We start from the raw sequence: 12,805 nt of genomic DNA on the forward strand, positions 1-12,805 counted from the left end.
CCCTTTCACCTATCGAATGTTAATTAAATTGCTATTAATTCTAAAAGGTCATTGTCTAAACCTTTTTCTTTTAACTTTATAAGAGGTAAGTTTATCGAAAATTTATCACCTGTTTTCTTGAAGTGTTTAATTGAACTAAAATAAGAGTTCACATCATCATTACATAGACCTTTCAAAAAAAATAAATGCGCTTTTTCATAATCGCTAATACTTATTTTATCTAGTTGATCAATTAAAGTACTTGCTTTTTCTTTATTTCCAATGACTAAATTATGAAATATGACTTCCTGGATATCGGTAGCCTCAGTCGAATATTCATTCACAAACCTATTCTCTTTAACTCCCCAGATATTTTCAAGTGCACAAAGACTTCTTACCATCTCAGTTCTAAATGGACTATCTTCTTCGGTAAGGCTCAAACCTTTGTAATAATGTTCCTTAGCAAGTTGGTAATTTTCAAAAATATAAGAGTTCCCTAAGTGCAATTGTGCAAATATCTTGAATCTGTCCACTGTAGCTGTTTCAAAAGCTAATTTTGCATTTTCTCTAGCTTCAATTGTATTGTTTTGGCTTACATTGCTACTAGCTTTCATTATGAGGATCCTGCAAGTATAAGAATCCTTAACAAAACCTGCTGGAATCATATCAACATCTAGAATTCCGACAATCTCCTTCATTAATCCAAATTCACCATTTAGACACGTTGGATATAACAGCATCAAATTTCTGAATACAGTCATTTCTATACTTTTTGTCTTAATTGAACTCAAATTGTTTTGCGCTTGGATGTAATTTATTTTATTTACTTGTAAATCTTTGTGAACATCATAAATTTCAGCCCACTCTTTACTAAGTGAGTTTCTTGAAGCCTTCATTACTTCTATTAGCATATCTCTTTCTTTGTTAATTTTATTAACATCAAGATATTCCAATCCTTGTCTTGCACATGATTTATTTGGATCTAAGGTCATTATGTATTCTGACATGTAGAGGAGTTCTTCATTAGGGGCAATTAATCTAACCATATCAATAACACCTTGGAGATTGTCCATTTCTTTTTCTGGCGAATTCAGAAATCTGTATAGTCCAGATCTTTGCGCATAGCCAGCCGCTTGAGCAAGCTTTAATGCCAACGCTTGATCTTCTTCACATTTGTTTTTAATAAAAGTTTTTAAATTCATTTTTACCCCCCTTGCTACTCTATATATAATTTACTATGAATGGAGAATTAAGTCAACACATTTTATTTGTTATTTGCATTTTAATAGATTGCTATTTACAATTTTTCCGAAAACCATGTAGTATTATATAAAAGGGTTTATAAGGAGATTATATTATGATGTTAGAAGAAATTGATTTAGACAAGATTTACGACATACGAGAATACCCTGATAAAAACAGTGGTCGCTGCGACAATTGTGATACAGCGCAATTTAAATCGACTATATCTAAAGGTGAATTTATACGCAAATGCGCCAAATGTGGGATGAAAAAGAGGGTTTAACCCCTCCCTCCACTCTTATCCTCCTGGACGAATATCAGCCATAAGCTCACCTCCCATACTATTAGCCTCCTACTTTAATTGCTTCAACAATCATTTTCAATCACCTTCTAAATGAAATACTTCTTTTATTTAAATTCATTTAACGGCAGCACACAATCTCTTTATCATATTGTATTTAATATAACTTTTTTCCCTTCGGAATTCTTCAAGCATTCCTTTCAATACTTTAGCTGTTGCTATTCTTCCTCGGAATACTTTGTTATCAGTTGAAAAATATTGATTAAACTGATATTTTAACCTTTTCTTGAAAGTAGTCTCTCTATGATAAATAAAATTCAAAAAATTCTCTTTCTCAATGTTTGAGAGCGTGATAATAACCATAATTATTGGGAGTCCAATTATCCCGATCTTTCAAAAGATGACTGAACCTTTCCAACCTAGTTTTGTCCAGACCAAATCGCTTTTTCCATAAAGATTCAATAGTTGATATTGAGCAATTTTGATTGACCGGAGTAATACTAGCTCTAGTTCTTGTATAAATATATCCTTCTTTAACGCTTCTGTACCGCTCTTTTAAAAGATAAGCGACATTTCCCTAATTACAAATGACTTCCACCAGTTACATCCATATTATGCCCAGTAATAAAACTCGCTTTTTCACTCGCTAGAAATGAAACAACATTTGCAATTTCTTCTGGTTGACCCTCTCTTTTTAAAACACTCATGTTCTTTGCATTTTCTTGACCTTCTTCTGTATGCAGCCAAATAGCAGTTGAATCCGTATCAATAATCCCAGGCATTACAGAATTAATAGTAATGCCTTTTTCACCCAATTCCTTTGCTAGTGTAAACGTCATTGTATTAATCGCGCCTTTTGTCATACTGTATATCATCATATGCGGAAATGCGATACGTGTCACACCTGATGATAGATTTATTATCCTACCTTTGGGTTCTATAAGTCCGATTAGAGATTGTGTGATAAAATACGGTGCTTTAACATTTGCATTAAATAGACGATCGAACTCATCGTAGTCCACTTCTCCAAATCCATTTGATGTAGCATGTCCAGCATTGTGAACAATTGTATGCAACGATACATTACTATCTTGGATTACCATTTCCTTGGTCTTTTCGATGAATTCGTTAATCCCCTCACTGGAATTGAAATCACCTTGAATTAAATGTGCTTGTCTGCCAATTGATTCAATTTCTAATTTGACTTGATTAGCCTTTTCAATATTTTGATTATAGTGTAATAATAAATTGAATCCATCATTAGCAAGTTGGATTGCGATTGCTTTTCCTATCCCTCTAGATGCTCCTGTTACTAATGCATAATCATTTTTTTTCATGTATTATACCTCCCTTTAAAGTGAGTGTAAGGGTTAACCTAAGGGTAAGGTCAAACACTTAATACTTACTTAGATGGAAAAATAAATTCCGAAAGACGTTTGGAGGAATATAGATAATCATCCGGACTTAATATACGTTCATAAATATATGGTTCAGATAATTCTATTTCATTTTTTTGAATTATCTCATTTATTTTTAATATCGATTCTTGTTGATACGGATCAATTTCATAAAAAAACTTTTGCGCTTGAAAACCAAAATAATTTGTGATTGCCAATTGATTCGATTCGTAATTTTCCAATTGTAAGGCGATGCTAAAAGGGTAAATTTTATTATCTATCAGTTTATATGTTATGATTCTTTCATTCTTTTTAACATTAAGTCCCCTAACTAATCCTTCTAGGTTATTCAGTGCTACACATATATTTTCATTTGGTAATAATTCATACTCATATACGAACAATGATTCTAGATACTCTTTTTTTATTTCGTTATTTAAAATCGTAATTGTAGGATTCAGGCTTTTCAATTTATTTATTGTTTGATTTGCATTTTTTATCTTATTTATTTCCAATTGAAGCTTTTCTTCTATCAAATTACTTATTTCAGCATCAGATAACTTTCTATGAATGATTTTGCTGATTTCATTTAAACTAAACCCTGCTTGTTTTAACAAATTTATTCGTTTAGCAGTTAGTAACTGATTCTTATCATAATATCTATAATCATTATTCGGATGAATAAATACAGGATTCAAAATATTATGCTTATCATAAAGATACAAAGCTTTTCGTGATAAGCCAGTTAATTCGCTAAAGTCTTTTATCAAAAGCAAATTATTATTCACTTATGAATCACCTACTATCAATTTCATTTAAATTTATAATATACATTATAAGATTTAAGTTCAATTTATTAAAACGTGATTCTTCCACTTGAAGAGACGTTCTGAATAAATACAATACGAAACATAAAACCCATTCATATGCAAATAGGTTACAGTTCAAGCTTTTTAAAACGTCATGATTTTGTTTTAAATCTGTATTTAGAAAGAATAACTCTTTCATTAAAAGAATGATTTTATTTTGATAACTTTTGTCTCTCTTTTAATCTTCTATAAATACTCCACCCAAAATAATTGTATTTAAACGCATTGCTACATCTCTCTATATAAGTGCTATTTTAGCATATAGCTGGTCGATACTCACCAATATTTTCTTTTATTTTCCTCTTCAGATTCCTAAAATACAATTTCGCACCTCATAAAACAGCCTGAGTTTCTAAGCTTCATTTTAAGGAAATACTTGCAAAAAAATTAGAAGGAGTAACTCCTAGGGTTAGGTTTAAAGTTGTTTTTGTGTGTAAATATCCCCTTTTTTAGGTGCGGGAAATTAGTAATACATTGAATGAAACAATGACAAAAAGCGTGTGAATTAAATACTATTTCTTCTAATTTATGTAAAATTCATTTCATTTGGTGATATCCTCACTATTGAAAAATGATTAGAAAGGAAGTATTCCAATGAAAAAGTTTTTTGTTAAGATGTTGCTAGTTCTCATTTCAGCAGCAGTATTTATTCCATCCACAGCTACACATGCAGCAGAAAAGATCGAACAGAAAGAAGATTTGGTAGTAACTATCAATCCTACTGAGCTTCAGAAACAACTTGCTTTAAGAGATGTACCATTAGAAAAACAAGAAGCCTTGCTTCAAGCATTTAAAGCTATTGAGAATGCCAACAATGATCCACTTGCTACTACAAATGGCCCTAAGGGTGCAGCTATTAAGGCAGCAATCAAAGTAATTAAAGGCTTAGTAAATAACGACTGGGCAAAATGGGTTTTACAGCAACGTTTTGGAAAGGAAGCTGTAAATGGTACTGTCAAAAATGCAAACAAGATCATTAAAGAATTAGAAAAAATTATTGATACTCCAAAAAATGCAGCTGGTAGGGCTAGAAAAGTTGTTTCTGCAGAGCTTAAAAAACATATAGATTCGGGTGTAGCTGATACAATCGGACTTGTTGTTGAATACATTGTTCTCACTGCTGATTTACTCATACTTTAGATAAAAGGATGGTAACTATATATGTCACAAAATCAATTTATTCAGTTCCAAAAAGCCAATGGTTTAGACGATGAAGACGTTCAATTCCTTATCACTCTCTCGGGAGCATTTTGCACCTGTGAAGAAGAAAACAAAAAGGCATATGATATAACAAGGACAGCGTTTATTAGACACTTTGGTGAAGAATTAAACCTTTCAGATATTGAAGGAAATACTAGAGATGAATATGAAAAGATCATCAATCAATTTCTAAGCAAGAAGGATAAAAAAATCAATGTAGATGAACTCTTACAATCTTTTTATGCTGCAGATATGATGGATGGATTAAAAAAGAAATTCAATTAATGGCCTTCGTAAGTAAGTTGTGTGAAAAGGGGAGCTGTTTATATGCTCCTCTTTCTTATTAAAAACATCATTTTATTTAGTTATACTTTTATTTTTATGATACCTCTAATGAAATAAAATCAAAATATGTCAATAGTTATATTCGTATTTCCCGTCAGCTGGCTCTTTAAGCCAATCCCCTAGCCGTTTTGAATTTATTTGGTTCATCCATTCCACGTCCAACTTGCGGAATAGCTCTTCACCTATTAATTCAAATATTGCGCTCTTTCTGCGGTCGATTCCACAATAATCGAGTGCCCAGTATTGTGCTTTTGTTGGCCTTCGTCTTTTGTGTTTGGCTAGCACCTCGACATTTTTTGCTCCTACTGCAAGACAAAGCTCAAACGGCATCTTATATTTTCTTGACACAATTCCGCACGCTTGTGCGTATGCTTTTCTACCTTCTTTTGTTTTTAGGGCTCTCATTTCTTCGAGCTCATCGTTTATTCGAGACACAGTTTCTTCCCATGAATCTCTCATATTTTCGTTTTCCTCCTCTATTAGAGCATCTTGAACATGTCGATATTCATATTGAAGTTCTTTATTATTATCAAATTCTTTAATTCCTTTTAAGAATTCATTATGTTTCTTCTCAAAAGCATTTGTTTTAGCTAAATTTTGTTTTAATTTTTTCTCAATTGGCACATATCATTCCCCTTTTTATGTAGAAGCTCAGTAATTTAATTGGTTGTTTAAGTATTCCTCTACGCTGCCATCAAACCCTGTATACCCTATTTCAAGTTCATCTATAATTTGTTCCTGATCCGCCCAACCTTTGAACATATTGTGCATGTTTGGTTTTGAAAGTTCCTTTTTAATTATATCTCTCATATCTTATGCCTCTTAAATATATGTAATTTGTATTTCATCCAGAATAAACAAATGCACAAAGCAACATAATGGCCAATAAACTAAATATAGCAACACTGATTAATTCATCTCGCCGCTTTAATAACCGCTCCTGGATTGTTTTCAACTTCTTCACCCCTTAGAATATGTGTTATTTATTTGTTTAAAACTCATGTTTTATTTAGTTTTCACTCAAGCAGATTTTATTTCTGTTCTCTGTTTCTTATTAGCATCGCTATACTCGCCTTATGATCCTCAGCAATAGAATCTCTATGGTTTGCTATGTCTTCAATATCCTTAAACATCACATGAGTTAAATCATTGAATAGTTCAAAATTTGCAAGATTTTCCCCTCGGAACGCTTTGATTCTGTTCTTATATTTATAAATATCTTTAATTTCGTACCTATTCCACATCTTTAATAGTGATAATTCTAAATCTTTCATAACGTGTCCACCTTTATAATATATGTTATTTATTTATTTGATCAGTCGTCTTAAATTGACGACTTAAGTATCAATACACTCATTAATCTTCCCCTAAAGTTTCCTTAGTCATATCCCTATCTTTGTTTTCACCGTATATAATATCTAAAGACAATCAGCTGTTTCTGATAACCAAACAGTTTAAGTGTGTGTATGTATATTTAAAATTCTGTAAATGATTTTCTGACCTCGTTTTCTGACTTCGTGCTAAAAACACTGAAAATTTTCACCATTTCATTGTTAATGGGATTAGGTGTATGATCTAATAATGAATCATGAGTTGCCCCCCACCTCATGTGCATTAATTCTGGTGCGGTAAAACTGGCATCAGATTTAATTTGTTTCAATTCGCTATTTAATTCCTCATTAGTTGAAATCTCTAAAATTTGATTTATTACATCTGTTAATTGTCGCATTTTTTATTCACTCCTCTTTCTCTGATATATAGAATCAAATTATACGATCTTACTTTAAGCTTAACATAAGTTTATAATTCATTTATAAATTAGATAAAAGAAACATTTTATAGCTTTAAAAATTTAAAGTTTTACAAATAATGTTTCTAATTGTTTATTTCCATCATTACAAGACCAATCTTTCAAGAATAGTGAGGCATTATCTAAGTCAGCAATGTTTTTTACTGTCACACAAAGTCTGTTAGCAGGCTCTCTATAAAATTGGCTTCTTTTTCTACATTCTGGACACTGACAATATTTATTCAGTTCGTAAACCGTTTCACCGCTTAATGTTTTACAGGTTCGGTAATTTTGATATTTAGGTTTTGTTACCATTTTAATAGCTCCCCCTTGTTGTATGTAAAATCAATATCTTGGAAACTTCATCTACAATCAATTTGGTGACTTTCCTTATCGCCAATGATTTTCCCTATTGCTAATGAATCAATTGCTTCTAATTCATTTAAAAAACTATCAACTTTACAGATTAAATTATCAACTGATTCAGTTGGAATCTTCTCTTCTTGTAAACTTCCCATAGCAAGTATTATTTCTTTTAATGCCTCTGCTTGGTTTTTGTTAAGTGTATGACCTCGAAAATCCTCCATATTATTTACTCCCTTCTGTAGAAAATCAGCGTTCTTCTTTCCTTATATCAGTTCTACTCGCATATTCGAAATTTCTCTATTTTCATTTTCCATCTGCCTTATCGAGTCCACAGCTTCCTCTGTACTTACATCTTCGTTTTCAACCTCAAACCAATACTTCTCGTCAAAATCTTTATTTTTGAATTTATAGAATGTGATTTTTCTGCGAAGTTCTACTTTAAAGGTTGCACCAAATACCATGCATAGCCCCAATATAATTCCTTTAGAGCGATAAACGTCAGGGGTTTCATCCCTGCCGACTGGATTAGAGTTGTAGAGGTTTCTCAAATAATTCTCAGCCTCTTCTTCTAGCATTTCTCGCTGTTTAGACTCATTTAAGTATTTCAGATTCATTCACACCTTTCTGTAGAAAATCAACATTTTATCAATAATCAAAATCTAAATAGTCTTCTACACCTAGCTTTTGCAAATAGTCGACTGCATCTTCAATCGTTTCAAAGCGTTTATTTGTATGTTCTTTGCACCATTTTTCTGTATCTAGGTAAACATCATCGTTATCAATGTATGGTTGCATATCCTCTAAAGAATCAATCATACCTAAAATTAATTTCTTTCTTTTATAAATTGCTCCAATGTGCATTCCAGATCGAAAGTGTTGAAAAGTACACCATAATTCTCTTGCCATATTATCATTTCCCTTCTTTATAAAATTCTATTTTTTTACTTTTAAATTTTTAGACAATCTGAAATTTTAATTCCTTAACGTTTCTATATGGGTGTATAGCTCTTCTAGCCTCATTTAAATCGTTGTATTCACCCCATACAACTTCTTCAATCACTCTTCCTTTTTTGTCTAGGGTATATGCGAAAACTGTAAATGTCATTCCAAATGTGGATGCTTTCATATCAATCTCTCCCTTTAAAGTTAGAATTTTATTTAGTATAAAGTGTCCCATTTTCCAGCTTTACACCAAGTCTATTTAACGAGTCCTTATCAAATTCTAAAGGTCTGGATTGCGCTTGATCCATATAATAAGTTAGTGCGTGTTTTGGATCGCAGAAGAACTCTGTATACCATTCGCTGTACTCCACTTCTGTTTTATCTGTTATATGCTTGCCGCACATTCCGCATTTAATTTTCTCCATAAGACACCCCTTTATTTCAATACTTCTTCTAAAGCTACATAAACCTTCTCATGAAGATGTATGGCGGTTCTTATCGCTTCTTCTTCACTTTTGAAGCCAAACTCTTTACCTAGATACCGAACGTCTATATTGAATCTTCCTTGTTCTGTTCCATGATAAATTACTGCAATAGGTATGGGTTCTGCTGAGAGGATTCTATGAATGACTTTATATCCTGTTTCTTCAAGAATGCTGTATTCGTCATTTCGGTTTAGTTTTTGTTTAGTCTTTCTCATTTCAAGTCCCTCTCAGCACCCGATGACTTGATTCATCTGCGGCTTTTCTATATCTTTATTATATATGTTATTTGTTGTTTTGTAAATGATTTTATGTGTTATTTATATTTTTATGTTAACATTAAAACCTTTGATGTATCTAACATATAGTAAGACTTGTTTTTCATTGTCTTGTTATATTCTCTCTCACCTTCGAATTCATTGATAACCGCTCTTTCCTCTTCGTTCATTTCAGTATACTCTGTATTACCGTATGATGGTGGCAGCCACCCTTTTTTCTGACTTCCGAAAATATTGAACTTCTTTAAAATCTCATCATTTTTAAATTCAATATGACATGTACCTTTTTTGTAAAACGTTAAGTAAAAATACTTCAAATCAATTTTTTTCGTTTCCCCATAGTGTTTAGACAGTTTTAGAACGTCATCAATATTAACATCGTCAGTAAGGCCATTGTCTAGGTAGTTGAACACTTTTTCGATATCTTTGAGTTTATCCATAACTGTATAGTAAGTTGGATCATAATTACCGTCCCAAGTACCATAGCCATTGAGTGGGATTACAACTTTTTTATTTATTTTATATGACTTGTTTGTTTTCCATCCGTTATATAAGTGAACATTTTTTGATGTTTTATCATAATAGTGTTTATGGCTGAACTCCTCAAACAAATTTAAAATGGTTTCTTCGACTCCCTGAATCATTTCTTTACTCATTTGTATTCTTAATGTGTATATGTTGAATAATGAGAAATCATAATCCTTTAACTCTTCGACATGCTGCAAATATTTTTGCTTTAGATTGCTTGTAAAAAGACTCATGAATCCAGCATTATTAAACAGTGTATTCCAATACTTTTGCCTTACACTTTTAATAAATTCGTTTTCCGTATCTTCTGTATAGTTCTTTGCAGAAGAATCCAATTCTAATTTTAGTATCGGTTTAGAAGTTTCTTTAAAGCTATTTAAGATTAACGGTTTCATGCTATTGTATTCATTTATAAGTTTCAAGCCTGCTTTAAGCTCATAGTTAAATTGCTCAACAATTCCCCTTATGTAATCAGAATCAATTAATTGAGTTGATTTATAATCATCTGAAAGTTTGTGGCTTTCATCTTTTTGCAATTCATCTAAAAGAACACTGTTGTATTCACCGTTATCAATTTTTATATAAACTAAAGCTATCTCTACGCTTGTCTCTCTTTCAGAACTAACAAAGGCATCTTTTAAAAACTCAACATCTGAATCAAGATCCGTCAACCTTCTTACTAGATATTTTCTGTCATTCGAATAAGGATTTTTTAAAGTTTCGGCGTTTAATAAACAAACAATCTGACCCGCTCTATTCTGTGATTCAATTAAATCGATAGCCTTTAACAAATGTTTATCTCCATTACTGAAAGGAGGATTCATAAATATAAGATCATATTTCTTGTATGTATTAAAAGATATAAAGTCATCAGATATAACTCTAAAATTTTTCCCTTTTAAGACGTGGCGCAAATTTTCATCATGTTCAATAACATCGATATCATATTTTGATTCTCTTCTATAGTTCTTAGTGTAATCAAACTGTTTATAAACTGCATCAACTAGATTCCCAGAACCTGCTGATGGCTCTAGAACAGATTTAATATTCTTCCAATCTATTTTTTTATTCATTTTATTTATTAAACTTGCTGGAGTGGGATAAAAATCTGGATTCTCTTTAAACATAAAAGCTCCTTCTAGGGGAACATATTTGATTTGTTCCCCATATCTATTTTTTAATTTGTTCTATATGTGTTTATAATAGGTTCTATACCTTCTTTTTTGAAGTAATTCAATACCTCATCAAATTGTTGCTTATCACAAGAATGATACTTGCTGGAAATAGTTAAGAAACCCTTAGATTCTTTAACATTATTCAAAACATTTTCAGGAATTTCATGCCACCCTTTAAAAATTAATAAATCGGAATAAAAATAGTTGTAGTACAATTTTCTTTTGTTCTGAGGCTTAAAGACAAGTTTTACAGCATTTTCATATTGAGCATATTTAGTTGACGCAAAAGAATCGAATGTGATTTGTTGTGTAATAAATGACCCTAAATCAGATATGTAGCAAAGTGTGTATTTTTCACCTTTCTTCAAATCGCCATGTTCAAATTGTTCTTGGATTCCTTCTACTTCCACTAATAATTTATAAAGATTTTGCTTAAGTTCTGGTATTTCAATTTGTTGAATGATACTCTTTGATAGACTAATATTGGCCAATTGCATTTTCTTTTTGAATTCATTTTTATAAGCTTTCCAACATTCATTTTTCCATGTTTTACTCAAGTCTAACTCTTCAATAATGGATGATGAAATGTTTTCCAATATATCTGCTTTAGTAATAAGTTTATTTAAATCGTCTTCTTTAATAGCTTGTCGATGTTCAACTGTCTTTTTGATTTCACAGCCCTCTACTAATCCCACATACCTAGCATAAGAATAACCTTGAGCATCTACAACAAACATCAATTTACCATCAGAATAAACCGCTACGCCTTTTCTAAACCATTTGACGGTTCTTTTTTCTAATTCGTCCATCATATCGTAATCTAAATAAGAATTAATTCTTTTATCTTCAGTGAAGCTACCACCCGTTTCTTTTAAGAAATCAAAGTTAGTCATTAACATATTTCAGAAATTTTCATAAGCATCAGCATTATTAAAGTGAATTTCTTTAGTGATTTTTACATCTTCGTTTGAATAATCACCTTTTTCTACTTCATTCTTATATTCTGTTAATGTACAATTCTTATTTAAGTTAGCAAATTGTGAATTCATCACGAAATATTGTTGTTCTTCATCAAGTTCTTTTATTTCAATAGATGAAGTGATTTCTTCTACCTTTTCGGACTCTTCAAGTTGGGTTCTTTGATATTCTTTATTTCTTCTTTCCTGTTCTTCGAGATATTGTTTAAATTCTGCGTCTTTTTTTAGTTTTTCCTCATTTGCTTTTTCTTCTGATTTTAGGTCATACATTTCACAATCAGTTTTTATGTCTTCAGTAGGTTCTGTTTGTTTGTATTCCCAATCGATTGAAACATTACCGTAAAAATTATAGCTTCCAGCATAATCTGTATAAGCATCCGCAGCACTGTAACAGTGACGGTAATGGTTTAACACAGTTTCACAGTACTCACGAACCGCAGAAAGATAAACACTCTTTTTCTCATAAGGTGTTTTCTTGATTTCTATGTTGATGCTGCTGTACATATTGTTTCCGCCTGTTCTCACAGAGAACTTAAAGCCTGGGAAGCGTTGTGTAAGATGTTTTTTAATTTCTTTAGAAATCAATTTCACATCTTGTTCTTTATTAACTTCAAATGGTTCCCACTGTGTAGCATTCCAGAGGTTAAAGTCATTCTTTTTCACCTTTTCATTCCGATCTGCCGTCTCAATATATGTAATTTTGTTTTTAGTGATATCGTTAGCAACTTCTAAAGATTCGTTTGTACGTTTACTCCACCAACATTTTTTAAATCCAGAGTATCGAAAACCGTTAGATTTTAAATGAGTCAATGTTTCATTTCCTGGCTTATTATCAAAGTATAATTCGATCCCATTCAATTCTTCATTAATTTTTAAAACTGCTGTCATTTTCAATCTCTCCCTTTAAAATATTCATTTTATTTCGTTCTTTTCTA

20 protein-coding genes are annotated in these 12,805 nt (G+C 31.4%); 3 read left to right on the forward strand and 17 right to left on the reverse strand.

The features are described from left to right. Window positions 1–23: 23 nt before the first annotated feature. A complete protein-coding gene (locus MHI33_RS11945) occupies window positions 24–1,181 on the reverse strand; it encodes an AimR family lysis-lysogeny pheromone receptor (RefSeq protein WP_044141748.1) in 1,158 nt (385 codons plus the stop codon). Window positions 1,182–1,336: 155 nt separating this feature from the next. Here MHI33_RS11945 and MHI33_RS11950 point away from each other — a divergent pair, with 155 nt between their 5' ends. Then, window positions 1,337–1,504 carry a hypothetical protein gene (locus MHI33_RS11950; RefSeq protein WP_200889660.1) on the forward strand — a complete coding sequence of 56 codons (168 nt, stop codon included), beginning with the start codon at window positions 1,337–1,339 and terminating at the stop codon, window positions 1,502–1,504. Window positions 1,505–2,103: 599 nt separating this feature from the next. On the opposite strand, the gene MHI33_RS11955 is transcribed toward MHI33_RS11950, so the two are convergent. Both MHI33_RS11955 and MHI33_RS11960 read right to left on the reverse strand, forming a co-directional pair. Then, window positions 2,104–2,859, reverse strand: coding sequence for an SDR family NAD(P)-dependent oxidoreductase (locus tag MHI33_RS11955; protein WP_340911485.1), 756 nt, complete (start codon window positions 2,857–2,859; stop codon window positions 2,104–2,106). 65 nt (window positions 2,860–2,924) lie between these two features. Continuing rightward, on the reverse strand, window positions 2,925–3,707 hold the full coding sequence (locus MHI33_RS11960; RefSeq protein ID WP_217012388.1) for a MerR family transcriptional regulator: 783 nt from the start codon (window positions 3,705–3,707) through the stop codon (window positions 2,925–2,927). 675 nt (window positions 3,708–4,382) lie between these two features. On the opposite strand from MHI33_RS11960, the gene MHI33_RS11965 reads away from it, so the two are divergent. Continuing rightward, the gene (locus tag MHI33_RS11965; RefSeq protein WP_340911489.1) at window positions 4,383–4,928 is read left to right on the forward strand and encodes a hypothetical protein; all 546 of its coding nucleotides are present in this window, start codon (window positions 4,383–4,385) and stop codon (window positions 4,926–4,928) included. A 21-nt stretch (window positions 4,929–4,949) separates the two neighbouring features. Beyond that, window positions 4,950–5,273: a hypothetical protein gene (locus MHI33_RS11970; RefSeq protein ID WP_340911491.1), complete on the forward strand. Its 324-nt coding sequence runs from the start codon at window positions 4,950–4,952 to the stop codon at window positions 5,271–5,273. A gap of 129 nt (window positions 5,274–5,402) precedes the next feature. Here the strand turns inward: MHI33_RS11970 and MHI33_RS11975 are convergent, their stop codons facing one another. From MHI33_RS11975 to MHI33_RS12040, 14 genes are all read right to left on the reverse strand, one after another. Next, window positions 5,403–5,957 (reverse strand): hypothetical protein, encoded by a 555-nt coding sequence (locus MHI33_RS11975; RefSeq protein WP_216927223.1) that lies wholly within the window; start codon window positions 5,955–5,957, stop codon window positions 5,403–5,405. Window positions 5,958–5,984: 27 nt separating this feature from the next. Continuing rightward, window positions 5,985–6,143: a hypothetical protein gene (locus MHI33_RS11980; protein ID WP_216927225.1), complete on the reverse strand. Its 159-nt coding sequence runs from the start codon at window positions 6,141–6,143 to the stop codon at window positions 5,985–5,987. Window positions 6,144–6,364: 221 nt separating this feature from the next. Further along, window positions 6,365–6,607, reverse strand: a complete 243-nt coding sequence (locus MHI33_RS11985) for a hypothetical protein (RefSeq protein WP_340911495.1) — start codon at window positions 6,605–6,607, stop codon at window positions 6,365–6,367. Between the two features lie 200 nt (window positions 6,608–6,807). Continuing rightward, complete coding sequence (locus tag MHI33_RS11990; protein WP_340911497.1) at window positions 6,808–7,062, reverse strand: hypothetical protein; 255 nt, start codon at window positions 7,060–7,062, stop codon at window positions 6,808–6,810. 123 nt (window positions 7,063–7,185) lie between these two features. Beyond that, window positions 7,186–7,437, reverse strand: a complete 252-nt coding sequence (locus tag MHI33_RS11995) for a hypothetical protein (RefSeq protein WP_216927230.1) — start codon at window positions 7,435–7,437, stop codon at window positions 7,186–7,188. 47 nt (window positions 7,438–7,484) lie between these two features. Further along, entirely contained in the window at window positions 7,485–7,709 is a 225-nt protein-coding gene (locus MHI33_RS12000; protein WP_340911500.1) for a hypothetical protein, read from the reverse strand. A 42-nt stretch (window positions 7,710–7,751) separates the two neighbouring features. Continuing rightward, window positions 7,752–8,102 (reverse strand): hypothetical protein, encoded by a 351-nt coding sequence (locus tag MHI33_RS12005; RefSeq protein ID WP_340911503.1) that lies wholly within the window; start codon window positions 8,100–8,102, stop codon window positions 7,752–7,754. Between the two features lie 31 nt (window positions 8,103–8,133). Then, window positions 8,134–8,394 (reverse strand): hypothetical protein, encoded by a 261-nt coding sequence (locus MHI33_RS12010; protein ID WP_340911506.1) that lies wholly within the window; start codon window positions 8,392–8,394, stop codon window positions 8,134–8,136. A gap of 49 nt (window positions 8,395–8,443) precedes the next feature. Next, complete coding sequence (locus MHI33_RS12015) at window positions 8,444–8,614, reverse strand: hypothetical protein (RefSeq protein WP_340911509.1); 171 nt, start codon at window positions 8,612–8,614, stop codon at window positions 8,444–8,446. 28 nt (window positions 8,615–8,642) lie between these two features. After that, complete coding sequence (locus MHI33_RS12020) at window positions 8,643–8,855, reverse strand: hypothetical protein (RefSeq protein ID WP_340911512.1); 213 nt, start codon at window positions 8,853–8,855, stop codon at window positions 8,643–8,645. Between the two features lie 11 nt (window positions 8,856–8,866). Further along, a complete protein-coding gene (locus MHI33_RS12025) occupies window positions 8,867–9,130 on the reverse strand; it encodes a hypothetical protein (protein WP_340911514.1) in 264 nt (87 codons plus the stop codon). Window positions 9,131–9,240: 110 nt separating this feature from the next. Next, on the reverse strand, window positions 9,241–10,845 hold the full coding sequence (locus MHI33_RS12030) for a DUF4942 domain-containing protein (protein WP_340911517.1): 1,605 nt from the start codon (window positions 10,843–10,845) through the stop codon (window positions 9,241–9,243). A 50-nt stretch (window positions 10,846–10,895) separates the two neighbouring features. After that, the gene (locus MHI33_RS12035) at window positions 10,896–11,786 is read right to left on the reverse strand and encodes a hypothetical protein (protein WP_340911519.1); all 891 of its coding nucleotides are present in this window, start codon (window positions 11,784–11,786) and stop codon (window positions 10,896–10,898) included. Window positions 11,787–11,795: 9 nt separating this feature from the next. Next, complete coding sequence (locus MHI33_RS12040; protein WP_340911522.1) at window positions 11,796–12,758, reverse strand: LPD29 domain-containing protein; 963 nt, start codon at window positions 12,756–12,758, stop codon at window positions 11,796–11,798. Window positions 12,759–12,805: the final 47 nt, after the last annotated feature.

The sequence above is a fragment of the Bacillus sp. FSL K6-2971 genome (assembly GCF_038006405.1).
In the GTDB taxonomy this organism is placed as follows: domain Bacteria; phylum Bacillota; class Bacilli; order Bacillales; family Bacillaceae; genus Bacillus; species Bacillus pumilus.

What these genes read in the sequence shown, in the direction of transcription:
- MHI33_RS11980 (WP_216927225.1), bottom strand. Translation starts at nt 6,143, where the DNA reads ATGAGAGATATAATTAAAAAGGAACTTTCAAAACCAAACATGCACAAT.
- MHI33_RS12035 (WP_340911519.1), bottom strand. Translation starts at nt 11,786, where the DNA reads ATGACTAACTTTGATTTCTTAAAAGAAACGGGTGGTAGCTTCACTGAA.
- MHI33_RS12030 (WP_340911517.1), bottom strand. Translation starts at nt 10,845, where the DNA reads ATGTTTAAAGAGAATCCAGATTTTTATCCCACTCCAGCAAGTTTAATA.
- MHI33_RS11990 (WP_340911497.1), bottom strand. Translation starts at nt 7,062, where the DNA reads ATGCGACAATTAACAGATGTAATAAATCAAATTTTAGAGATTTCAACT.
- MHI33_RS11945 (WP_044141748.1), bottom strand. Translation starts at nt 1,181, where the DNA reads ATGAATTTAAAAACTTTTATTAAAAACAAATGTGAAGAAGATCAAGCG.
- MHI33_RS11965 (WP_340911489.1), top strand. Translation starts at nt 4,383, where the DNA reads ATGAAAAAGTTTTTTGTTAAGATGTTGCTAGTTCTCATTTCAGCAGCA.
- MHI33_RS12020 (WP_340911512.1), bottom strand. Translation starts at nt 8,855, where the DNA reads ATGGAGAAAATTAAATGCGGAATGTGCGGCAAGCATATAACAGATAAA.
- MHI33_RS12005 (WP_340911503.1), bottom strand. Translation starts at nt 8,102, where the DNA reads ATGAATCTGAAATACTTAAATGAGTCTAAACAGCGAGAAATGCTAGAA.
- MHI33_RS12040 (WP_340911522.1), bottom strand. Translation starts at nt 12,758, where the DNA reads ATGACAGCAGTTTTAAAAATTAATGAAGAATTGAATGGGATCGAATTA.
- MHI33_RS12015 (WP_340911509.1), bottom strand. Translation starts at nt 8,614, where the DNA reads ATGAAAGCATCCACATTTGGAATGACATTTACAGTTTTCGCATATACC.
- MHI33_RS12000 (WP_340911500.1), bottom strand. Translation starts at nt 7,709, where the DNA reads ATGGAGGATTTTCGAGGTCATACACTTAACAAAAACCAAGCAGAGGCA.
- MHI33_RS11970 (WP_340911491.1), top strand. Translation starts at nt 4,950, where the DNA reads ATGTCACAAAATCAATTTATTCAGTTCCAAAAAGCCAATGGTTTAGAC.
- MHI33_RS11985 (WP_340911495.1), bottom strand. Translation starts at nt 6,607, where the DNA reads ATGAAAGATTTAGAATTATCACTATTAAAGATGTGGAATAGGTACGAA.
- MHI33_RS11995 (WP_216927230.1), bottom strand. Translation starts at nt 7,437, where the DNA reads ATGGTAACAAAACCTAAATATCAAAATTACCGAACCTGTAAAACATTA.
- MHI33_RS12010 (WP_340911506.1), bottom strand. Translation starts at nt 8,394, where the DNA reads ATGGCAAGAGAATTATGGTGTACTTTTCAACACTTTCGATCTGGAATG.
- MHI33_RS12025 (WP_340911514.1), bottom strand. Translation starts at nt 9,130, where the DNA reads ATGAGAAAGACTAAACAAAAACTAAACCGAAATGACGAATACAGCATT.
- MHI33_RS11955 (WP_340911485.1), bottom strand. Translation starts at nt 2,859, where the DNA reads ATGAAAAAAAATGATTATGCATTAGTAACAGGAGCATCTAGAGGGATA.
- MHI33_RS11950 (WP_200889660.1), top strand. Translation starts at nt 1,337, where the DNA reads ATGATGTTAGAAGAAATTGATTTAGACAAGATTTACGACATACGAGAA.